At 70.3% G+C, this 20,718-nt stretch carries 18 protein-coding genes; 12 read left to right on the top strand and 6 right to left on the bottom strand.

Going from position 1 to position 20,718, the window contains the following annotated elements; genetic code table 11:
• Nucleotides 1–34 precede the first annotated feature (34 nt).
• Together ASF52_RS18900 and ASF52_RS18895 are read left to right on the top strand one after the other, a co-directional pair.
• Entirely contained in the window at nt 35–3,574 is a 3,540-nt protein-coding gene (locus ASF52_RS18900; protein ID WP_156630232.1) for a hybrid sensor histidine kinase/response regulator, read from the top strand.
• Nucleotides 3,567–4,472, top strand: coding sequence for a response regulator transcription factor (locus ASF52_RS18895; RefSeq protein WP_056175345.1), 906 nt, complete (start codon nt 3,567–3,569; stop codon nt 4,470–4,472). The genes ASF52_RS18900 and ASF52_RS18895 overlap by 8 nt, the downstream gene beginning before the upstream one ends.
• A 42-nt stretch (nt 4,473–4,514) precedes the next feature.
• Here ASF52_RS18895 and ASF52_RS18890 read toward each other — a convergent pair whose 3' ends face one another.
• Complete coding sequence (locus tag ASF52_RS18890) at nt 4,515–5,984, bottom strand: methyl-accepting chemotaxis protein (protein ID WP_056175343.1); 1,470 nt, start codon at nt 5,982–5,984, stop codon at nt 4,515–4,517.
• A 569-nt stretch (nt 5,985–6,553) separates the two neighbouring features.
• On the opposite strand from ASF52_RS18890, the gene ASF52_RS18885 reads away from it, so the two are divergent.
• From ASF52_RS18885 to ASF52_RS18875, 3 genes are read left to right on the top strand one after another with little or no spacing between them, the layout of a single operon-like run.
• Entirely contained in the window at nt 6,554–7,774 is a 1,221-nt protein-coding gene (locus ASF52_RS18885; RefSeq protein WP_056175340.1) for an SMP-30/gluconolactonase/LRE family protein, read from the top strand.
• A gap of 59 nt (nt 7,775–7,833) precedes the next feature.
• The gene (locus ASF52_RS18880; protein WP_056175337.1) at nt 7,834–8,811 is read left to right on the top strand and encodes an SMP-30/gluconolactonase/LRE family protein; all 978 of its coding nucleotides are present in this window, start codon (nt 7,834–7,836) and stop codon (nt 8,809–8,811) included.
• 33 nt (nt 8,812–8,844) lie between these two features.
• Nucleotides 8,845–10,038 carry an SMP-30/gluconolactonase/LRE family protein gene (locus ASF52_RS18875; RefSeq protein WP_056175334.1) on the top strand — a complete coding sequence of 398 codons (1,194 nt, stop codon included), beginning with the start codon at nt 8,845–8,847 and terminating at the stop codon, nt 10,036–10,038.
• A gap of 51 nt (nt 10,039–10,089) precedes the next feature.
• Here ASF52_RS18875 and ASF52_RS18870 read toward each other — a convergent pair whose 3' ends face one another.
• From ASF52_RS18870 to ccmA, 4 genes are all read right to left on the bottom strand, one after another.
• Nucleotides 10,090–10,455, bottom strand: a complete 366-nt coding sequence (locus ASF52_RS18870; RefSeq protein WP_056175331.1) for a c-type cytochrome — start codon at nt 10,453–10,455, stop codon at nt 10,090–10,092.
• A gap of 252 nt (nt 10,456–10,707) precedes the next feature.
• A complete protein-coding gene (locus ASF52_RS18865) occupies nt 10,708–11,565 on the bottom strand; it encodes an SDR family oxidoreductase (protein ID WP_056175328.1) in 858 nt (285 codons plus the stop codon).
• 128 nt (nt 11,566–11,693) lie between these two features.
• Nucleotides 11,694–12,359, bottom strand: coding sequence for a heme exporter protein CcmB (gene ccmB, locus ASF52_RS18860; RefSeq protein ID WP_200918861.1), 666 nt, complete (start codon nt 12,357–12,359; stop codon nt 11,694–11,696).
• Entirely contained in the window at nt 12,359–13,072 is a 714-nt protein-coding gene (ccmA, locus tag ASF52_RS18855; protein ID WP_082515394.1) for a heme ABC exporter ATP-binding protein CcmA, read from the bottom strand. Before ccmA ends, ccmB begins: the two co-directional genes overlap by 1 nt.
• A 317-nt stretch (nt 13,073–13,389) precedes the next feature.
• On the opposite strand from ccmA, the gene ASF52_RS22235 reads away from it, so the two are divergent.
• From ASF52_RS22235 to ASF52_RS18840, 4 genes are all read left to right on the top strand, one after another.
• Nucleotides 13,390–13,668 carry a DUF4258 domain-containing protein gene (locus ASF52_RS22235; protein WP_082502682.1) on the top strand — a complete coding sequence of 93 codons (279 nt, stop codon included), beginning with the start codon at nt 13,390–13,392 and terminating at the stop codon, nt 13,666–13,668.
• A 43-nt stretch (nt 13,669–13,711) separates the two neighbouring features.
• Nucleotides 13,712–13,849 (top strand): DUF2283 domain-containing protein, encoded by a 138-nt coding sequence (locus ASF52_RS23350; RefSeq protein WP_274533804.1) that lies wholly within the window; start codon nt 13,712–13,714, stop codon nt 13,847–13,849.
• A gap of 251 nt (nt 13,850–14,100) precedes the next feature.
• Complete coding sequence (gene acnA / locus ASF52_RS18845; RefSeq protein ID WP_056175668.1) at nt 14,101–16,806, top strand: aconitate hydratase AcnA; 2,706 nt, start codon at nt 14,101–14,103, stop codon at nt 16,804–16,806.
• A gap of 182 nt (nt 16,807–16,988) precedes the next feature.
• Complete coding sequence (locus ASF52_RS18840; protein ID WP_244473869.1) at nt 16,989–17,168, top strand: YegP family protein; 180 nt, start codon at nt 16,989–16,991, stop codon at nt 17,166–17,168.
• 154 nt (nt 17,169–17,322) lie between these two features.
• On the opposite strand, the gene ASF52_RS18835 is transcribed toward ASF52_RS18840, so the two are convergent.
• Nucleotides 17,323–18,429 (bottom strand): AI-2E family transporter, encoded by a 1,107-nt coding sequence (locus ASF52_RS18835; RefSeq protein WP_082479204.1) that lies wholly within the window; start codon nt 18,427–18,429, stop codon nt 17,323–17,325.
• Nucleotides 18,430–18,739: 310 nt separating this feature from the next.
• Here ASF52_RS18835 and ASF52_RS18830 point away from each other — a divergent pair, with 310 nt between their 5' ends.
• Genes ASF52_RS18830 through ASF52_RS18820 form a run of 3 tightly spaced genes read left to right on the top strand, consistent with a single transcriptional unit; the run spans nt 18,740 to nt 20,677 of the window.
• Nucleotides 18,740–19,045, top strand: a complete 306-nt coding sequence (locus ASF52_RS18830; RefSeq protein ID WP_056095482.1) for an acyl carrier protein — start codon at nt 18,740–18,742, stop codon at nt 19,043–19,045.
• A 19-nt stretch (nt 19,046–19,064) separates the two neighbouring features.
• A complete protein-coding gene (locus ASF52_RS18825; protein ID WP_056175324.1) occupies nt 19,065–19,550 on the top strand; it encodes a 3-hydroxyacyl-ACP dehydratase FabZ family protein in 486 nt (161 codons plus the stop codon).
• Nucleotides 19,547–20,677 (top strand): beta-ketoacyl-ACP synthase, encoded by a 1,131-nt coding sequence (locus tag ASF52_RS18820; protein ID WP_056175321.1) that lies wholly within the window; start codon nt 19,547–19,549, stop codon nt 20,675–20,677. The genes ASF52_RS18825 and ASF52_RS18820 overlap by 4 nt, the downstream gene beginning before the upstream one ends.
• Nucleotides 20,678–20,718 lie beyond the last annotated feature (41 nt).

Genomic DNA, 20,718 nt, shown 5'->3' with positions numbered 1-20,718 from the left:
ACAGGGTCCGCGCGTGCTACCCTCGTGCCGACCCATGCCCCAGCACCAGCGCATCCTGCCGATCCGGCGCGACTACAACCGCTTCGTCGCCGACGAGACGCTGGAGGACTACGCCCTGCGCTTTACCGCCAAGGCGGCGCGGCGCTGGTCTGGCCTGCGGGTGGCGCAGACGGCGCTCGGCTCCGTGTCGTTCCTGGCGCTGGAGGCCATCGGCGGCACCCTGGTGCTCGCCCTCGGCTTCACCAACACCCTCGCGGCCCTCGTGGTGGTGGCGCTCATCATCTTCGCCACCGCCGTGCCGATCTGCGCCTACGCGGCCCGCTACGGCGTGGACATCGACCTCCTCACCCGGGGCGCGGGCTTCGGCTATATCGGCTCGACGGTGACCTCGCTGGTCTATGCGAGCTTCACGTTCCTGTTCTTCGCCATCGAGGCGGCGATCATGGCGATGGCCCTGCAACTGTGCTTCGGCCTGCCCCTGGCGCTGGGCTACCTCGTCAGCGCGGTGGCGGTGATTCCGCTGGTGATCTACGGCATCACCCTCATCAGCCGGTTCCAGATCTGGACCCAGCCCCTGTGGATCGTCCTCAACCTGCTGCCGCTCGCCTGCATCGTCTGGCAGGGCGGGGCGCCCGTGGGCGAGTGGCTCGGCCATGCCGGGGAAACCGGTGCCGGCGGGTTCGATCTCGCCCGATTCGGCCTCGCCACCGGCATCCTGCTCGCCCTCCTGGCGCAGGTCGGCGAGCAGGTCGACTTTTTGCGATTCGTCCCCGCGATGGAACCCGGCGGGAAGCGCCGCTGGTGGGCCGCCGTGCTCGGTGCGGGGGCGGGCTGGATCGTCCCGGGCTTCCTCAAGATCCTGCTCGGCTCGTTCCTCGCCATCCTGGCCCTGCGCCACGGTGTGCCGGCCGACCGGGCGGCGGAACCGACGCAGATGTACACGATCGCCTTCGGCTACGTGGTCGCGCCGGGCCCCTGGGCCATCGCCCTGATGACCGTGTTCGTCGTGGTCTCGCAGATCAAGATCAACGTCACCAACGCCTATGCGGGCTCCATCGCGTGGTCGAACTTCTTCTCCCGCCTCACCCACAGCCATCCGGGGCGCGTGGTCTGGCTGGTGTTCAACGTCGCCATCGCGCTCCTGCTCATGGAACTCGGCATCGACAAGACCCTGGCCAGCACCCTCAGCCTCTACGCGGTGGTGGTCTCGGCCTGGGTCGGGGCGCTCAGCGCCGATCTCGCGGTGAACAAGCCGCTGGGCCTGTCGCCCCCCGGCATCGAGTTCAAGCGGGCGCACCTCTACGCCATCAACCCCGTCGGCACGGGTGCCATGGCCCTGTCCATGGGCGCTGGCTTCGCCGCGCATCTCGGCTGGCTCGGCGTCACGCTCACGCCGTTCGGCCCGATGCTGGCCCTCGTCGTCGCCTTCGCCGCCGCCCCCGCCATCGCGTGGGGCACGGGCGGGCGCTACTACCTCGCGCGAACCCCGAAAACCGACTGGAACGGTGCGGCCGCCATCACCTGCCGGGTGTGCGAGCATCCGTTCGAGCCCGAGGACATGGCCGAGTGCCCGGCCTATGGCGGGGCGATCTGCTCCCTGTGCTGCTCCCTCGATGCCCGCTGCGGCGACCTGTGCAAGCCGCACGGTCGCCTCGATGCCCAGGCGCAGGGCGTCCTCGCACGCGTCCTGCCGGCCCGCACGGCGATCTGGATCGGCGCACCGCTCGGGCGCTACCTCGCCCTGATGCTCACACTGGTCAGCGCCGTAGCGCTGATCCTCGGCATCGTCCATGCGGGCGCGGTCTCGGAGCACCCCGAGCACCGGGACATGCTGGCCGCCGCGCTCACCTCCGTGTTCCTCATCCTCATCGTGATCCTCGGCATCGTCGCGTGGCTGTTCGTGCTCGCCCAGGAGAGCCGCCACGTCGCCCTGGAGGAGACCGCCCGCCAGACCGGGCTCTACCAAGCCGAGATCGCCGCCCATAAGATCACCGACCTGAAGCTCCAGCAGGCCAAGGAGGCGGCCGAGGCGGCGAACCTCGCGAAAAGCCGCTACGTGGTCGGCATCAGCCACGAACTGCGCACGCCGCTGAACGCGGTGCTGGGCTACGCGCAATTGCTGGAGGGCGATCCTTCCATCCCGGCGCCGCGCCAGAACGGCATCCGGGTGATCCGGCGCTCGGCCCAGCACCTGTCGGGGCTCATCGACGGGCTCCTCGACATCTCCCGCATGGAGGCGGGACGCCTGCAGATTCATCGCGATGAAATCAGGCTCTCGGAGTTCCTCGATCAGATCGGCGACATGATCCGCCTCCAGGCCGAGGGCGCCGGCCTCGAGTTCCGCTTCACCCGGCCGGACACCCTGCCGGTGGTGGTGGCCACCGACGAGAAGCGCCTGCGCCAGATCCTGCTCAACCTCCTGTCGAACGCCGTGAAGTTCACGCCGAAGGGACACGTCGCCCTCGACCTCGCCTATCGCAGCCAGATCGCGGTGTTCACGATTCGCGACACCGGCCTCGGCATTCCGGCCGACGATCTGCAGCGGGTGTTCGAGCCGTTCGAGCGCGGCTCCATGGCGGCGGCGCTGACCACCCCGGGCACCGGCCTCGGGCTCACCATCGCGCACCTGCTGGCCCAGATCATGGGCGGGGAGATCACCGTGGAGAGCACGGTGGGGCAGGGCACCTGCTTTCGCCTGCGCCTCATGCTCGCCTCCGTGGCGCGGCCGAAACCCGTGCGGCTGGCGGCCCAGGCGTCCGCGGTGCCGCGGACCTACACGGGTGCGCGCCGCACCATCCTGGTCGCCGACGACGACGCCGCCCATCGCGGCCTCATGCGCGACATCCTCGAACCCCTCGGGCTCATCGTGATCGAGGCCGCCGACGGCCCCGCCTGCCTCGACCTCGCCGCCCGGCATCCGCCCGATCTGTTCCTCCTCGACATCGCCATGCCGGGCATGACCGGCTGGGTCCTGGCCAGGGCCTTGCGTGAGGCCGGCCAGACCGCCCGGATCGCCATGATGTCGGCCAACGTCCACGAGATCAGCCCGTCGCGCGGGCACGACGCGCCCCACGACGCCATCATCGCCAAGCCGTTCGACCTGCGCGATTTTCTGGAGATCGTCACCGGTCTGCTCGGCCTCGCCTGGAGCGCGCCGGACCCGTCGCCCGCGTCCGACACGCCGCCCGCCGCCGCGGACGAAGCGGGCCCGCCGCCCCGGCCGGACGCCGTGGCGGATCTCCTGCGCCTCGCCCGGATCGGCCACGTCCGCGGCCTGGAGGCCAAGCTCGCGCGGATGGCGGAGGAGCCCGATCCGCCGTCCGCGTTCCTGGCGCGGATGCGCGGCCTCGTGGCGGCCTACGATCTGCGCCGCGTCATGAGCGTGCTCGAAGCACTGCGGCAAGCGCCCGCGGCCCAGGACACGCCCGCGGCCCAGGAAGCGCCTGCGGCTCAGGACACGCCCGCTGCTCAGGAAGCGCCCGCTGCTCAGGAAGCGCCCGCGCCCCAGCACGGGTCAGTGAACGAAGACACGCCCGCGACGGCGGCCGAGCCGGAGCCCGCAGGCCATGCGTGAGCCCCAGCGCGACATCGTCCTCGTGGTCGACGATTCCCCCGACACCCTGAGCTTCCTCACCGACGCCATCGAGCGCTCGGGCGCCACGGTGCTCGTGGCGGTGGCGGGCGACCTCGCCCTGGCGCTAGTCGACGAGATCACCCCCGACATCATCCTGCTCGACGCGGTGATGCCCGGCATGGACGGATTCGAGACCTGCCGCCACCTCAAGGCCAAGGGCCACCTCGCCCATGTACCGGTGATCTTCATGACCGGCCTGTCGGAGACCGAGCACATCGTGAAGGGCCTGGAGGCGGGGGGCGTCGACTACGTGACGAAGCCCATCGCGCCGGACGAGATCCTGGCGCGCATCCGGGTGCACCTCGCGGGCGCCCGGGCGGCCCAGAGCGCGCGCGCGGCCCTCGACACCACCGGCCGCACCCTGTTCGCGGTGGACGGGCAGGGGGCGGTGCTGTGGTCGACCCCCCAGGCGGCGCGCCTGCTCGCGGGCTTCGGCGACCCGGGCGCGGGCGGCCTGCCGCCGCAGGGGCGGGACTGGCTGCGGGGCTCCGTCGCCGGAACGGTCTCGGCGCCCCTGACCCTGACGGACCGCGACGGCGTCGCCCACACCCTGAGCTTCATCGGGGGCACGGGCGACGAGATCCTTCTGCGCCTCGCCCGCGACCCCGTGGAGGCCGGGATCGAGCGCCTGCGCGCGCGCCTGCCCGTGACCGGGCGGGAGGCGGAGGTGCTGCTGTGGCTGTCGCGCGGCAAGGCCAGCCGCGACATCGGCGAGATCCTGGGCCTGAGCCCCCGCACGGTGACGAAGCACCTCGAGGGGATCTACGCCAAGCTCGGCGTCGAGAACCGCACGGCGGCCTCGCTCATCGCCGCGCGCCACCTGCAGGATCTGGGGTGAGCGGAGCGGCGGCGCACCCGGAGGGGCTGCCGCTCCGGATCGTCACGCCAGGGCGCGCGCCGCGCCGCTGACCGCCTGGACGGAGGCGTCGACGTCGTGGGCCGCCCGGGCGATGCCGTCCATGGTCTGGCGGACGAGCTCGACGCTCTGGGCCGCGTTCTGCATGTTCACCGACATGTCGCGGGTGACCGCGGCCTGCTCCGTCACCGCCGACGAAACGCTGAGGGAGATCTCGCTGAGATGCCCGATGGTCCGGCCGATGGCCTCGATGGCGTGCACGGCCCGGTTCGTCGAGGCCTGCACCGCCGCGATCTGCGTGCCGATCTCCTCCGTGGCGCGGGACGACTGGTTGGCCAGCGCCTTCACCTCCGCGGCGACGACGGCGAAGCCCCGGCCCGCCTCGCCGGCCCGCGCCGCCTCGATGGTGGCGTTCAACGCCAGCAGGTTGGTCTGGTCGGCGATGGAGCGGATCACCGTGACGACCTCGCCGATCTTCTCGGCCGAGGCGGTGAGCCCGGAGATGATGGTCCCGGCCTCGCCCGCCCGGGCCACGGCCTCGTCGGCCGCGCCCTTGGCCTCGACGGCGTGCCGGCTCAGCTCCTCGATGGAGGACGAGAACTCCTCGGCGCCGGCCGCCACGGCCTGGACGTTGCCGGAGGTCTGGGCCGCGGCCTCGGCCGTGGATGCCGCCTGACGGCTCACGCCGGAGATCGCATCGGTGATGAGGGCGAGGTCGTTGTCGATGAGGCGCTGGCCGTCGCGGCGGCGGTTGCGATCGTTCACCTGGGCCGTGACGTCGTTGGCGAACTTCACCACCGCGTAAGGTTTGCCGTCGGCCCCCAGGATCGGATTGTAGGCCCCGTGGATCCAGACCTCGCGGCCGCCCTTGGCGAACCGGCGGAATTCGCCCGAATGGGCCTCGCCCCCGGCCAGGCTGCGCCAGAACCCGGCATAGGCCGGACCGTCGCGCTCCTCGGGGGAGACGAACAGGCTGTGGTGGCGCCCCTTGATCTCGTCGAGGCGGTAGCCGAGGGCATCAAGGAAGTTCGCGTTGGCGTCGGTGACCACCCCGTCGGGGGTGAAGTGGATCACGGCCTGCGAGCGGTTGATCGCCGCGATCTGCCCCTCGTAGGAAGCGATGCGCTGCTTCTGGGCCGTGATGTCGGTGGCGATCTTGACCACCTTCACCACCTTGCCGGCCCGGTTCAGGACCGGATTGTAGGACGCCTGGATCCAGATCTCGCGACCGCTCTTCGTGGTCCGCATGAATTCGCGCGCCTGGAACTGACCGGCACGCAGGGCCGCCCAGAACGCCTCGTAGGCCGGGCTCTCCCGCTCCTGGGCCGAGACGAACAGGCTATGATGCCGGCCCCGGACCTCGGCGAGGGGATATTCGAGCAGGTCGAGGAACAGCCCGTTCGCGTCCAGCACCGCACCCTTCAGATCGAACTCGATCCGCGCCTGCGAACGATCGATCGCATCGAGCGTGGCGCGACTGCCGGAATCAAACATCTCGGTTTCTCCCTCTGGGCTGGAATACCCCCAGCGCGTGCAGGACCCGTATGGCAAGTTGCGCTTAATAATCCCTCAATCGCCAAAGACATTTTCCAATGTCTGATCGTCGCAGACACTCGCCTGCCATGCGAATTATTGATCACGAATACGTTATCCGATGATCTTCAAATAAGAGTTTGGGTTATCCTGAGATAAGATCAAATGATAGCGGAACATAGTCGGCCAAGCCGGACGGCAGCGCATCCATTCCCAGATACAGGTCGAAAGCACAGTAGATCCGCTCGGTCGGCCCGTGTCGCGGTCCGGACCGTTAGCCTCTTCGCCGAAGTGGTCCTTGGCTTCTGGCAAGGCCTCGCGGCGAAGGACCATCGACTACCAACGCCGACCCGGCGAGATCCGTCGCCGTCCTCGGCGATCCCTCGACACCAGACGGACGCGACATCCGGCGCCCGTTCGCTGCACCCCAGACGAGCGGACGGGACGAGGTTTCGGCCGGGATGAAGCTTGGCCGCGGGTGCGTGCGTTGTCGTCACGAATCCCGAGCCTTTCCGCCCCGTGAGATCGCAATGACCCGACACACGACCGCTACTTCTCTCCTGACCGCCCTCGCCGTCGGTACGGCTCTGGGCGGATCTCCCGCCCGCGCGCAACCGGCCCCCGGGGGCACGCCGACCGGCAACGTGCCGGCCGGAGATGCGCTGACGAAGGTCGCGAGCTTCGAGCATCAGGTCACCGGCGTCACCGTGTCGAAGGACGGCCGGATCTTCGTCAATTTTCCGCGATGGACCGAGGACACCGAGGTGTCCGTCGCCGAGGTGAAGGACGGCAAGGTGGTGCCGTTCCCCGATGCCGCCTGGAATTCCTGGCGCAACGCGAAGAAGGACGAGGTCTCGGCCAAGGATCATTGGGTCTGCGTGCAGAGTGTGGTCGCGAGCCCGGACGGCAACCTCTGGGTCCTCGATCCCGCCGCCCCCGCCATGGGCGCCCTGGTGCCGGGCGGCGCGAAGCTCGTCGAGATCGACCTCCGGACGAACCAGCCGGCCCGCACCATCGCGTTCGACGAGACGGTGGCGCCGCAGGGCTCCTATCTCAACGACGTGCGCTTCTCGCCCGATGGCAGGACCGCCTACCTCACGGATTCGGGGGCCAAGGGCGCCCTCGTGGTGGTGGACCTCGCCAGCGGCAAGGCCCGCCGCGTCCTCGACGGCGATCTCTCGACGCAAGCGGACGAGGGCGTGACCGTGACCTACGACGGCAAGCCCCTGCGCCGGCCGGACGGGCGCGGCGTCGAGTTCGCGGCCGACGGCATCGCCCTCTCGCCCGACGGCCGGACCCTCTATTGGCAGGCGATCAAGGGCAAGACCCTCTACAGCCTGCCGACGGAGGCCCTGGCGGAGGGCGTCACCACGGCCCTGATGCCGACGGCGCTCGCCGACAAGAGCCTCTCGGGCAAGATCGAGACCGTGGGCGAGAACGGCCCGGCGGACGGGCTGATCATTTCCCGGACGAATGGGCGGATGTACATCACCTCGCCCCAGGACGATTCCATCAAGGTACGCGACCTTTCCGCCAAGGGCGGCGCGACCGCCACCCTGATCAAGGACACGCGCCTGCGCTGGCCCGACACCTTCGCGGAGGGCCCGGACGGAACTCTCTACGTCACCACCTCGCGCATCCAGGATTCGGCCTTCTACAAGCCCGACGCGCCGGCGGCCTTGCCGACGGACCTCTGGAGCTTCAAGCCCGCCGCCCCGGACGCCACCGGCTCCACCCGGCCGGCGCGCTGACCCCGACGACCGGGCGGCCTCACGGGGCCGCCCGCCTCTTCCTCGAACCCAGGGCGACGATGCACCGACGTACCTTCCTCGGCCGGGCCGCCTTCGGCTTCGCCCTGACGGCGATGCCGCGCGAAGCGGCCGCCGCACCGGTCCTGCACGTCGACGATCCGGACTTCGCGGCCGTGGTCGATCGCGACGCGCGCCTCACCTCTCTGTATTCCGAGGGACGCTGGTGCGAGGGGCCGTGCTACGCGCGTCACCTCGGCGGCCTGGTCTTCAGCGACGTGCGGTCCAACCGGATGGTGCTCATCGGCGACGACGGGAAGACCAGAACCTTCCGCGACCCGTCCGACAACGCCAACGGCAACACCCTCGACGCCAAGGGACGCCTGGTGACCTGCGAGCACCGGGGCCGGCGGGTGGTGCGGGCCGAAACCGACGGGTCCCTCACGGTCCTGGCCGACCGTTACGGGGGGCAGCCCCTGAACTCGCCCAACGACGTGGCGCTGGCGCCCGACGGCGCACTCTGGTTCACCGATCCGATCTTCGGCATCTCCATGCCGGACGAGGGCATCGTGCGCGAACCGGCGCAGGCCGCGCGGCGGGTCTATCGCATCGACCCCGACGGCACGCTCACGGGCATGAGCGACGCCCTCGACCAGCCCAACGGCCTCGCCTTCAGTCCGGACGGGCGCCGCCTCTACGTCAGCGAGACCGGCGCCTCCCTCAACCCCGAAGGCGCCCGCGCCATCCTGGCGTTCCCCGTCGAGAACGGGCGCACGCTCGGGGCCCCGAGCACCTTCGCCACCCTGGACGCGGGCGTGCCCGATGGGCTCGCGGTGGATGCGGACGGGCGTGTCTACGCCGCGTGCGGCGACGGCGTCCGGGTCTACACGCCGGACGGACGGCGCCTCGGCCGCATCGCCACCGCCACGGATGCCGCCAACGTCACCTTCGGCGGCCCCGACGGCCGCCGCCTCTTCATCGCGTCCGGCCCCGCCATCCTGGCCATCGACCTCCGGGTCAGCGGCGCCGCCCACGGCTGAGCTCTCATCCCCTTCGAACACCCGAGACCCATCATGACCCTCGCCCGACGCGACCTCCTCGCCGCCGGCCTCACCGGGGCCGCTCTGCTGTCCGCCTCCGGTGCGACGGCGAAATCCGAATCCGGCGCTCACGAGTCAAAAACCGGTGGCGTGACGACGGACCGGACGCCCGCGGGCCTCGAACTCGCCTTCGTGGCCGATGCGCCCTCGACGCCGACGGGCCTCGCCATCGCGCGCGGTGGCCGCGCCTTCATCATGATGCCGCGCTTCGACGCCAAGGTGCCCTACACCGTGGGCGAGGTCCTGCCCGGCGGGGCCGTGCGGCCCTATCCCGATCTGGAAACCAACCAGCCCGATCCGGACAAGGCGCAGACACGCTTCTTCCACGTTCCCAACGGCGTGTTCGACCGGGACGACACCCTGTGGCTCCTCGATGCCGGACTGCCGGACGGCTCCGGGCCGCCGGTGAAGGGCGGCGCCAAGCTGGTGCGGATGGACATCGTCGGCAACCGCATCCTGCGGGTGGTGCCGCTGGAATCCGGCATCGCCCCGACCTCGTCCCTCAACGACCTGCGCATCGACATCCGGGACGGGTACGCCCGCGCCTACATCACCGACCAGGGCCAGGACGGGGAGGGCGCGCTCCTCGCCGTCGACCTCGCCACCGGGCGAGTGGTGCGGCGCCTGCACGGGCACGCCAGCACCAAGTCGCAGAAGGGGCTGACGAAGTTCGTCGAGGGGCGCGCCGTCGTCCAGCGCAAGGGCGATGCCCCGCCCAGTCCGGTCCAGGGCGGCGCCAACGGCATCGCGCTCTCCCCCGACGGGCGGCGCCTGTACTACGCCCCCCTCATCGGCCGGCACCTCTACGCCGTCGACACCGCCGCCCTGCTCGACCCGCAGGTCACCGATGCCGGGGTGGCGGCCGGGGTCGAGGATCTCGGCGAGAAGGGCATGACCGGCGGCCTGACCACGGATTCGAAGGACCGGGTGTACCTCGCCCTGCAGGAATTCAACGCGGTGGGCCGGCGCAGCCCCGACGGCACCGTCGAGATCCTGGCCGCCGACCCGCGCCTGATCTGGGCCGACACGTTCTGGATCACCCCCGACCGCTGGCTCCACGTCTCGGCCGCCCAGGTGAACCGCCGGCCGGAATACAACAACGGCACCGATCGGCAGGCGCCGCCCTACGCGATCCTGAAGATCCGGATCGACGCCGACCCGGCGTGAGGGGAGACGCCGGCTCCTTCCCGGCCATCGGGGGTGGAGCCGGCAGGGTACCTATTTCAGGGTCTTGAGGTAGGCGACGACGTCGTTGATCTTCTTGTCGTCGGGATAGCCGGCGAAGACCATCTTCGTTCCAGGCACCTTGGCCTTGGGATTCTTCAGCCACTCGTGCAGATTGGCGTCGTCCCAGGTGATCCCCGAGCCCTTGAGGGCGGCGGAGTAGTTGTAGCCCTCGTAGGTTCCGGCGGCGCGTCCGACGACACCGACGAGATTGGGACCGACCCCGTTCTTGCCGGCCTGATGGCAGGCCTTGCAGGGGGCGAACGCCTTCTCGCCCGCCGCGGCGTCACCCATGTCCTGCGCATGCGCGCCGAGCGAGAGCGCAAGTGTCAGGACCGTGCCGAGAACGATTGGCTTCATGGTTTCCCCCATCGCGATGGATAGGAACTCCTAACTATGGCGCGGGACGACCGGACGTAGGGCCGGCTATCGGCCTGCGACACCTTGTCGGTTCCCAGGCGGGATTAGACCAGGTGCCGGGATCGTGTCGCCGCTCCGATCATGGACGGCCCGGCCGTCCGGACGGCGCACCGGGCGATTTCCACCCGCCCCGATGTCCGAACCGCCCGGCCACGACCTGCTCCGGAGCGATGGAGGCCTCGCAGAAAACCCTCAGAGGGTGACCATGCCGCCCGTCACGGCGATCATGGCACCGCTCATGTAGCTGCCCCCGTCGGAGGCGAGGAGCACGTAGGCGCCCGCGAGTTCCGCCGGCTGGCCGGGGCGTCCGGCGGGGGTCATCGAGCCGAACTTCTCCACCTGCTCGGTGTACATGGTCGAGGGGATCAGGGGCGTCCAGATCGGCCCCGGCAGCACCGCGTTGGCGCGGATGCCGCGCGCGCCCAGGATCCGGGCGAGGTTGGCGGTCATGTTGGTGATGGCCGCTTTGGTGGACGAGTAGGCGAGCTGCTGCTCCACGGGGGTCTTGGCGTTCACCGAAGCGGTGTTGATGATCGACGCCCCGGCCTTGAGGTGCGGCGAGGCGGCCTTGAGGATGTAGAACATCGCGTGGACGTTGACGGCGTAGTGCCGGTCCCAATCGGCAATCTCGATCTCCTCGAGGGTGTCGGCGAGTTTCTGGAACGCGGCGTTGTTTACTACGATGTCGAGGCGGCCGAGCTCGGAAACGGTTTTGTCGACCAGGGCCGCGCAATGGCGGTGGTCGGCGACATCGCCCGGCAGCAGAACCACGCGGCGGCCGGCGCGCTCGACCCAGGCGGCGGTGTCCCGGGCGTCGTCGTGCTCGTCGAGGTAGCTGAGCGCGATGTCGGCGCCTTCGCGGGCATACGCGATGGCGACCGCCCGGCCGATGCCGCTGTCGCCCCCCGTGATGAGCGCGACCTTTCCGGTGAGCTTGCCCGACCCCCGGTAGCTCTCCTCGCCGTGATCCGGCTTGGGGGTCATCTCGGCGGACCGGCCCGGATAGGGAATCGGCGGCTGCGGGAAGGGGGGCTTCGGGTAATCGACCATGCGGGCTCTCGTCGCTCGGGGCCCCGGGGGGCCGTCCACGGGACAAGCGCCCTGCCCCGGCCTGGTTCGCGGGGCCGAAGGTCACACCAATCCACGTTACACGAGCGACGGCTGTCTCGGCGCTGCGCTCACTCGCTCCAGCGGAGCGCTGCGGCGGAGGCCAGGGTCCCGACGACGCCGGCGATGAGGCTGAGGGCGGCGAGGATGGCCAGCGGCGTCGTGAACGGCACCGTGCCGCCGAGCGCCGCCTCGCTCGCCGAGACGCCGAAGATCAGGGTCGGGATCATCAGGGGCAGCACCAGGACGGCGAGGATGAGGCCGCCCCGCCGGATCGAGGCCGTCAGGGCCGAGCCGACGGCGCCGATGAAGGTCAGGGCCGGGGTGCCGACGAGCAGGGTCAGGCTGGTGGCCGCCATGGCCGTGCCGTCGAGCGCCACGAGGAGGCCGAACAGGGGGGCGGCGAGCGCGAGGGGCAGGCCGGTGGTGAGCCAGTGGGCCAGCACCTTGGCGAGCACCACGAGTTCCATGGGCACGGGCGCGCCGGTCATCAGGTCGAGGGAGCCGTCCTCCTCGTCGGCCTGGAACAGGCGGTCGAGGCCGATGAGGGTGGCGAGCACGGCGGCCAGCCACAGGATGGCCGGCCCGATCCGCGACAGCAGGTTGAGGTCGGGCCCCAGCGCGAACGGCACCACGGCGACGATCATCAGGAAGAATACGAGGGAGAGCGCCCCCGAGCCGCCGACCCGGGCGGCGAGCGCGAGGTCGCGGGCGACGAGGGCCTTCAGGGCGCGCATCACCACCACACGTCTCCGGTCGCAGCGTCGGACGGCGTCGCCGTCGCCTCGCTCATGGCCGCCTCGCTCCTGGCCGCCTCGCTCCTGGCCGCCTCGCTCCTGGCCGCCTCGCTCCTGGCCGCCTCGATGCGCAGTTCGCGCGCGCCCTCCAGGCCCAGCGCCTGGTGGGTCGCCGCGATGACGAGGCCGCCCGTCGCCCGGTGGCGCGCCATCATGCCGGCGAGCACGGCCTGCGAGGCGACGTCGAGGGCCGCCGTCGGCTCGTCGAGGAGCCACAGCGGCCGCCGACAGACGAGGAGGCGGGCCAGCGCCACCCGGCGGCGCTGGCCGGCCGACAGGTAGGCCACCGGCAGCCGCAACGCGTGGCCGAGGCCGAGTTCCTCCAGGGCCGCGCGCGGACTCGCGGTGGGCGCGCCCAGGAGATCGCGGGCGAAGGCGAGGTTCTCTTCCGCCGTCAGCGGGCTCTTCAGGCCGTCGCGGTGGCCGACCACGTGCAGGCACTCGGGCAGGGTCGCCTCGCCGACCTCGTGCACGGTGAGCGTCCCCGATTCGGGCTTGAGGCGACCGGCCAGCACGGCGAGCAGGGTCGACTTGCCCGCACCGTTGCGGCCGGTGACCATGAGGGCCTCGCCCGCGCCGAGCGTGAACGACACGTCCGAAAAGATGCGGCGGCCGGAGCGGCGGACGGCGAGGGTCTGGGCGGTCAGCCGCACGGGGGGTCCTGGATCATGAGCCTCGTCGAACCGGCCACGGAACGATGTCGCGCCAGTCGCCGATCCGGTCCATGCGACAAATTCAGAGCCTCGCACCGCTCGGCACCCCGCCCATCGCACGCAGATCGTTCAGTGGCGAGACCCCATGCGCGGAAAGGTCGTCAGACCCTCGCCGCCTGCGTCGGCCCTTCGTGTCTGCGATCCGCCTTCGCCCGCCCACCCACAACCGAAACGTGCTTTTGCCGAGAATCCGTTGTGGAGCGTGAACGATTGGGCTTTCCTCGACCGAGGCGCGCGATCGTTCACACACGGGTGTCATGCCTGCTCCGACCATCACCTACGCCCAACACGCACGGGACCAGATCGCCCTGCGTGCCCTGGATGAGGCTTGGGTGGAGCGGACGATCCTGACCCCGGATGCCATGGAGCCCGATCCTTTGCATCCGGATCGACGGCGGGCCTTCCGCGCATTGCCCGAACGGGACGGCCGCGTGCTTCGCGTCGTTTATGTGATACGCTCGGCCTCAACCTTTCACGTGATCACAGCATCCCTCGATCGTGGGCGGGGGCCCGGCACGCATGAAATCCCGGTATGACCGTGAGGCGGACGCACTCTACGTGTAGCTCGCCGACGCCACGATCGTTGGGAGCGAGGAAGTGCGTCCGGGCATCATGCTCGATTTCGATGCCGCCGGACGTGTCGTCGGGATCGAGATCCTCGACGCTTCCGAACACGTGGCCGAAGGCGCGGATTTCGCGCACCTCGCCGCGGCGTAGCCCCCTCCCGGCGACGACAGACCCACCGCTCTGTCAGCCCACCGGTAGCGGCCAGTTTCGAAGTGTTCTATACGGGCGTCAGGCTGCGCCGCGCGAGTCTCAGGGCGTCCAAACCGTCCTTCGCGCAACAACCTGTCCGGGCACCCCCGGAGCGGCGCGCGCATTCCAGCGCACCCAGCCGAGCACAGCTTTCGTGGCGCAGGTTATGCCTGCGCGTGTTCGACCAACCGCTCGCGAGGATCATCAACGCCGTGGCATCGCTCGACAGCTTCCAGTCCCGCCAGACCCTCACCGTCGGGGACAAGTCCTACACCTACTACTCGATTCCCCATGCCGAGAAGGCGGGCCTGGCCGACGCCACCGCCCTTCCGTTCTCCATGAAGGTGATCCTCGAGAACCTGCTGCGGTTCGAGGACAACCGTTCGGTGAAGAAGGACGACATCTCCGCCACCGTCGCGTGGCTGGGCAACCTCGGCAAGACCGAGACCGAGATCGCCTTCCGGCCCGCCCGCGTGCTGATGCAGGACTTCACCGGCGTGCCCGCCGTGGTGGATCTCGCCGCCATGCGCGACGCCATGGTGGCGCTGGGCGGCGACCCCCAGAAGATCAACCCCCTGGTGCCCGTCGACCTCGTTATCGACCACTCGGTCATCGTCGACGAGTTCGGCACCCCCAAGGCGCTCGCCGACAACGTGGCGCTGGAATACTCGCGCAACGGCGAGCGCTACACCTTCCTGAAGTGGGGCCAGTCGGCCTTCGACAATTTTTCGGTGGTCCCGCCCGGCACCGGCATCTGCCACCAAGTGAACCTGGAATACCTGTCGCAGACGGTCTGGACGAAGCAGGGCGACGGCGATTCCTTCCCGGTCGCATACCCGGACAGCCTCGTCGGCACCGATTCGCACACCACCATGGTCAACGGCCTCGCCGTGCTGGGCTGGGGCGTCGGCGGCATCGAGGCCGAGGCCGCCATGCTGGGCCAGCCCCTGTCGATGCTGATCCCCGAGGTCGTCGGCTTCAAGCTGTCGGGCAAGCTCCCAGAGGGCACCACCGCCACCGACCTCGTGCTCACGGTCACGCAGATGCTGCGCAAGAAGGGCGTGGTCGGCAAGTTCGTGGAGTTCTACGGCCCCGGCCTCGACGACATGGCGGTGGCCGACCGCGCCACCATCTCCAACATGGCCCCCGAATACGGCGCCACCTGCGGCTTCTTCCCCATCGACCGGAAGACCATCGACTTCCTCACTGTCACCAGCCGCACGGACGAGCGCATCGCCCTGGTCGAGGCCTACGCCAAGGCGCAGGGGATGTGGCGCGACGCCCAGACCCCGGACCCGGTGTTCACCGACACCCTGGAGCTCGACATGAGCGACGTGCGTCCGTCGCTGGCCGGCCCCAAGCGCCCGCAGGACCGGGTGCTCCTCGATGCGGCCAAACCCGGTTTCGCCGGCTCCATGGAGACGGAGTTCAAGCGCGCCGCCGACATCGCCACGCGCTACCCGGTGGAGGGCGCCAACTTCGACATCGGCCACGGCGACGTGGTCATCGCCGCCATCACGAGCTGCACCAACACCTCGAACCCGAGCGTGATGATCGGCGCGGGCCTCCTCGCCCGCAACGCCGTGGCCAAGGGCCTGCGCTCGAAGCCCTGGGTGAAGACCTCGCTGGCCCCCGGCTCCCAGGTGGTGGCCGAGTACCTCGAGAGCGCCGGCCTGCAGCAGCCGCTGGACGCGCTGGGCTTCAACCTCGTCGGCTTCGGCTGCACCACCTGTATCGGCAATTCCGGGCCGCTGCCGGCGCCGATCTCGAAGGCCATCAACGACAACGACGTGGTGGCCGCCGCCGTGCTCTCGGGCAACCGCAACTTCGAGGGCCGGGTGAACCCCGACGTCCGGGCGAACTACCTCGCCTCGCCGCCCCTCGTGGTCGCCTATGCGCTCGCCGGCTCCATGCAGATCGATCTCGCCACCGAGCCCCTGGGCACCGGGTCGGACGGCCAGCCGGTCTACCTCCGGGACATCTGGCCCTCGACGGCGGAGGTCGCGGAGTTCATCGAGGCCAACATCACCTCGGCCCTGTTCAAGTCGCGCTACGCCGACGTGTTCGGTGGCGACGATTACTGGAAGGCCGTCGAGGTCACCGAGGCCGAGACCTTCAAGTGGGATTCGACCTCTACCTACGTGCAGAACCCGCCCTACTTCGAGGGCATGACCAAGACCCCGGCCCCCGTCGAGGATGTGGTCGACGCCCGCATCCTTGGCCTGTTCCTCGATTCCATCACCACCGACCACATCTCGCCGGCGGGCAACATCCGGGCGAACTCGCCGGCGGGCGCCTACCTGCAGGAGCATCAGGTCCGGGTGCAGGACTTCAACCAGTACGGCACCCGGCGCGGCAACCACGAAGTCATGATGCGCGGCACCTTCGCCAACATCCGCATCAAGAACCAGATGGTCCGTGACGAGGCCGGCACCGTGGTCGAGGGCGGCTGGACCCTGTTCCAGCCCTCCGGCGAGCGGATGTTCATCTACGACGCGGCGCAGAAGTACCAGGCCGAGGGCACGCCCCTGGTGGTGTTCGCCGGCAAGGAATACGGCACTGGCTCGTCGCGCGACTGGGCGGCGAAGGGCACCAAGCTGCTGGGCGTCCGCGCCGTGGTGGCCGAGAGCTTCGAGCGCATCCACCGCTCGAACCTCGTCGGCATGGGCATCGTGCCCCTGGTGTTCCAGGGCGACACGAGCTGGGAGACCCTCGGCCTCAAGGGCGACGAGACCGTGACGATCCTCGGCCTCTCGGGCGATCTCAAGCCGCGCCAGACCCTGGTGGCCCAGATCACCTCCGCGGACGGCACCAAGCGCGACGTGCCGCTGACCTGCCGGATCGATACCCTCGACGAGCTCGAGTATTATCGGAATGGCGGGATTCTGCCGTACGTACTGCGCTCGCTCGCGGCGTAGGATCGGCAAGCCCTCCGATGAACGAAGGCCCCGCCCGCAAGGACGGGACCTTTTTCGTTTCGGCCCCCTTGAATGCATTCGATCAGGTAAACAAATCCATCATTAATCCAACCTAGAGTTGGCTGGCAACAGGGCGTCGAGAGACTTCGGCGCCCGTGATGATGGAGGAACCAATGAGCGGCGTGACCTATCCCTGTTACAAGCTGAAGCAGGACACCAGGGGCCAGTGGTACTGGGTCTACTACGCCAAGAACGGCGAGGAGATCTCGAAGAGCAGTGAGAGCTACGTCGCGAAGTCCGATTGCGAGCACGGCATCGCGCTCAACAAGGCGTCCACTAACGCCCCGGTGTTCCTCGTCTAAGGCGAAGCCCCACCAACCCGTCCTCCAGGGCAGGCACGGGCTTCGCCTGTCTTGGGGGAGGGCACCAGAATGCGGGGTCGATCCGAGATCATTCCTCGCCGCGACGGTGCAGCCGCTCGGGATGAAAAGAACGAACAGGAGGCGTCGGAGGACTTCAGGCCGCCTGCGCGTCTCCGCCCGTGAACTCCCGCCACAGCAGGATCAGCGCCGCCATCACGGCCGGGCCGAGGAATAGCCCCAGCAGCCCGAAGGTCTCGACGCCGCCCAAGATTCCCAGCAGCACCCAGAGGAACGGCAGCTGCGTCGTGCCGCCGATGAGGGCGGGGCGGACGAAGTGATCGGCCGCGAAGGTGACGACGAAGCCCGCCACCACCACCACCGCCGCCGGAACTACCGAGCCGGCGGCGAGGAGCACCAGGGCGGCGGCGCCGAAGACCAGGGGCGCGCCGAACGGGATCATGGCCGCCACCGCGGTCAGCGCGCCGAGCAGCACCGGGTGCGGCACGCCGGCGAAATAGTAGACGATCCCCAGAACCACGCCCACGCCGAGGCCGACGAGGACGAGGCCGTCCACGGTGCCGTGGACCGACGCCACCATCTGGCGGGCGACCCGCTCGCCGCGCGGGCCGAACAGGCGGGCGCTCGCCGTGAGCACCTGGGCGGTCACGAGCTTCCCGTCCCGGAACAGAAAGAACAGGGCGACGAGGCTGAAGCCGAACAGCACGCTGCGCCGGACGATCTGCGCCCCGAGGCTGCGCGACAGGCCCAGCGCGGTGGACTTGTCGAGGTGGTGCAGGAGGTCGGCGCCCGCCTGCGGATGGCTGAGGTTCGCCGCCCACCACGCACTCGCCTGTGCGCCGAAGGGAACGCGCGAAAGAACCTCCGGCACCGGCAGGCCGGTCTGTTCGGCCGAACGCGCCAGGGCGACGACGTCGTGCGCCTCGCGTGCCGCCTCGATGCCGAGCACCACCAGGGGCAGGAGGAACACCAGGGCGACCCCCAGGGTGAACAGGCTCGGCAGCAGCAGGTTGTGCCGTCCCGGCGGCCAGCGCCGCTCGGCCCGGGCGTAGAGGGGCCACAGGGCGATGGCGAGGATCACCGCCCAGGCCAGGGCCGGCAGGAACGGGTGCAGCACCCAGAGCCCGAGGGCGGCGAGGCCCACCACGAGGAGGATGCGGGCGACGCCCTGCGCCCGCGGCGTCAGGGCACCGGGCGGAGGGGGAGCCGGCGCCGGATCGGCGGTGCGAGGGGGAAGGGGCATGGATGGGAAAGCCTCGGAGGACGGCGGCGTCCGCGGCGGACGGCCGAGCCCTCATCTAGGCCGCCGACGCCGTGTGCGGAATGACCCCGCGCTCACGATCCGGAGGCCGCCCCGGGCAAGCGGCACGGTTGCCCGGTCTACCCCCCTCGTGTAAGGGACCGCCTTCATCTTTCGGGGACGGCGCGCGGCGTCGTCCGGCAGGGCATGCTGCGCGACCGGGGGCACCGGGCATCATGGGCCGGCCTTGAGGTCCGCCCCACGTCGGCGCGGAACGGGGCGGCGGGATATCCAGCAAACACGGCGAGAACGCATGTCCGACCTGACCCAGACCGCCACCTTCGACCGCGTCGCGGAAATCATCGCCGACACCGCCGACATCCCGCGCGACACCATCACGCCAGAGAGCCACGCCATCGACGATCTCGGCATCGACAGCCTCGCCTTCCTCGACATCGCCTTCGCGGTGGACAAGGCCTTCGGGATCAAGCTGCCCCTCGAGCGCTGGACCCAGGAGGTCAACGAGGGCAAGGTCCCGGCCGAAGAATACTTCGTCCTGAAGAACCTCTGCGCCCGCATCGACGCCCTCGTGGCCGAGAAGGCCGCCAAAGCCTCCTGAAGCCGCCGGAACCTCAGCCATGCGGCTCGAATATTTCGAGATGATCGACGCGGTCACGGTCCTCGACCGGGCCGCCGGCCGGATCGAGGCCGAGGCCCGGGTGCCCCTGGAGAGCCCGGTCTTCGAGGGGCACTTCCCCGGCCACCCCCTGGTGCCGGGCGTGCTGCTCACCGAGACCATGGCGCAGGCCTCGGGCTACCTCATCCTGGCCCATCTCGACTTCCGCCAGATGCCGTTCCTCATGGGCGTGGACAAGGCGCGGTTCCGCGCCTTCGTCGGGCCCGGCGCCGAGCTCGCCGTGGAGGCGAGCCTGGAGCATGACGGCTCGGGCTACGCCGTGACCAAGGCGGCCATCCGGCACGACGGCAAGCCGCTCTGCAACGCCGAACTGCGCTTCCGCACCATGCCGTTCCCCGACGGCCTCGACGCGCCCATGCGGGCGCGGGCGCAGCGGATCGGCCTCCTGGCTCTCGCGGGGCTCACGACGGAACCGGAGCCAGCATGAACGACGTCGTCGTCACCGGCCTCGGTCTCGTCTCCTGCGCGGGCGAGGGCATCGCGGCCCATCTCGACGCCCTGGACGCCGGCGCCCCGGCCCGGACGGACACCGAGCGCTTCGCCCCCTACACGGTGCATCCCGTGGCGCCGCTGGCGCTGGACGGGCAGATCCCGAAAAAATCCGACCAGCGCCAGATGGAGCCGTGGCAGCGCCTCGGCGTCTACGCCGCCGGCCTCGCCCTCGATTCGGCGGGCCTGAAGGGCGACGCGGCCCTGAAGGGCGCCATGCACCTCGTCGTGGCCTGCGGCGGCGGCGAGCGCGACACGGAGGTGGACGGGGCGATCCTGACGGGGCTTCGCGACGCCGCGGACCCGGGCGCCTACCTCAACGAGCGCCTGCTCAACGACCTGCGCCCGACCCTGTTCCTCGCCCAGCTCTCGAACCTGCTCGCCGGCAACATCGCCATCGTCCACGGGGTCACGGGCGCGTCCCGCACCTTCATGGGCGAGGAGGCCGCCGGCACCGATGCCCTGCGTATCGCCCAGGCCCGCATCGCCTCGGGCCAGGTCGACTGCATGCTCGTGGGCGGGTCCTACAGCGCCGAGCGGCCGGACGTGATGGTGGTCCACGAGATGGGCGGATACCTGCGCGCCAAACCCTTCCGCCCGGTGTTCTCCCGAGAGAGCGAGGGGGAGGGCGGGTTCATCCTCGGCAGCGGCGCCGCCTTCCTGGTCCTCGAATCCGCCGACCACGCCCGCGCCCGCGGCGCGAAGGCGCTCGCCCGGCTCATGCCGGTTCGCAGCGACCGCACCCGCCGCGCCCCCGGCGCCACGGCGCGGAGCGTCGAGACCCTGTGGCGCGACGCCGGATTCGAGGCCCCCGACCACGTCCTCTCCGGCGCCACGGGCGTCGGCGGGATCACGGCGGAGGAGGGCGCGGCCCTCGGCCGCCTCGCGCTCGGCATCCCCGTGACGGCGCTCGGCGACATCACCGGCCACACGCTCGAAGTGACGGCGCCCTTCGGCGCGGCTTTGGCGGCCGGGCTGGTGGCGCAGGGTCGGGCCCGCGAGGTCGCCGTCACCACCATCGGCCACCGCCGCGGCGAGGGCGTACTCCGCGTCTGTGCGGCCTGATGGACGGCACTGGGATTTCACCCGAGTGGCTGCCAGGGTTC

It is taken from the genome of Methylobacterium sp. Leaf112, assembly GCF_001423295.1.
Lineage (GTDB): Bacteria > Pseudomonadota > Alphaproteobacteria > Rhizobiales > Beijerinckiaceae > Methylobacterium.
Note: the sequence above shows the minus strand (reverse complement) of the source record. Positions and strands in the feature narration are given on the sequence as shown.

Excerpts from the sequence above, each read along its gene's own strand:
- ASF52_RS18900 (WP_156630232.1), top strand. The coding sequence starts at position 35 with ATGCCCCAGCACCAGCGCATCCTGCCGATCCGGCGCGACTACAACCGC.
- ASF52_RS18895 (WP_056175345.1), top strand. The coding sequence starts at position 3,567 with ATGCGTGAGCCCCAGCGCGACATCGTCCTCGTGGTCGACGATTCCCCC.
- ASF52_RS18890 (WP_056175343.1), bottom strand. The coding sequence starts at position 5,984 with ATGTTTGATTCCGGCAGTCGCGCCACGCTCGATGCGATCGATCGTTCG.
- ASF52_RS18885 (WP_056175340.1), top strand. The coding sequence starts at position 6,554 with ATGACCCGACACACGACCGCTACTTCTCTCCTGACCGCCCTCGCCGTC.
- ASF52_RS18880 (WP_056175337.1), top strand. The coding sequence starts at position 7,834 with ATGCACCGACGTACCTTCCTCGGCCGGGCCGCCTTCGGCTTCGCCCTG.
- ASF52_RS18875 (WP_056175334.1), top strand. The coding sequence starts at position 8,845 with ATGACCCTCGCCCGACGCGACCTCCTCGCCGCCGGCCTCACCGGGGCC.
- ASF52_RS18870 (WP_056175331.1), bottom strand. The coding sequence starts at position 10,455 with ATGAAGCCAATCGTTCTCGGCACGGTCCTGACACTTGCGCTCTCGCTC.
- ASF52_RS18865 (WP_056175328.1), bottom strand. The coding sequence starts at position 11,565 with ATGGTCGATTACCCGAAGCCCCCCTTCCCGCAGCCGCCGATTCCCTAT.
- ccmB (WP_200918861.1), bottom strand. The coding sequence starts at position 12,359 with ATGCGCGCCCTGAAGGCCCTCGTCGCCCGCGACCTCGCGCTCGCCGCC.
- ASF52_RS22235 (WP_082502682.1), top strand. The coding sequence starts at position 13,390 with ATGCCTGCTCCGACCATCACCTACGCCCAACACGCACGGGACCAGATC.
- ASF52_RS18835 (WP_082479204.1), bottom strand. The coding sequence starts at position 18,429 with ATGCCCCTTCCCCCTCGCACCGCCGATCCGGCGCCGGCTCCCCCTCCG.
- ASF52_RS18830 (WP_056095482.1), top strand. The coding sequence starts at position 18,740 with ATGTCCGACCTGACCCAGACCGCCACCTTCGACCGCGTCGCGGAAATC.
- ASF52_RS18825 (WP_056175324.1), top strand. The coding sequence starts at position 19,065 with ATGCGGCTCGAATATTTCGAGATGATCGACGCGGTCACGGTCCTCGAC.
- ASF52_RS18820 (WP_056175321.1), top strand. The coding sequence starts at position 19,547 with ATGAACGACGTCGTCGTCACCGGCCTCGGTCTCGTCTCCTGCGCGGGC.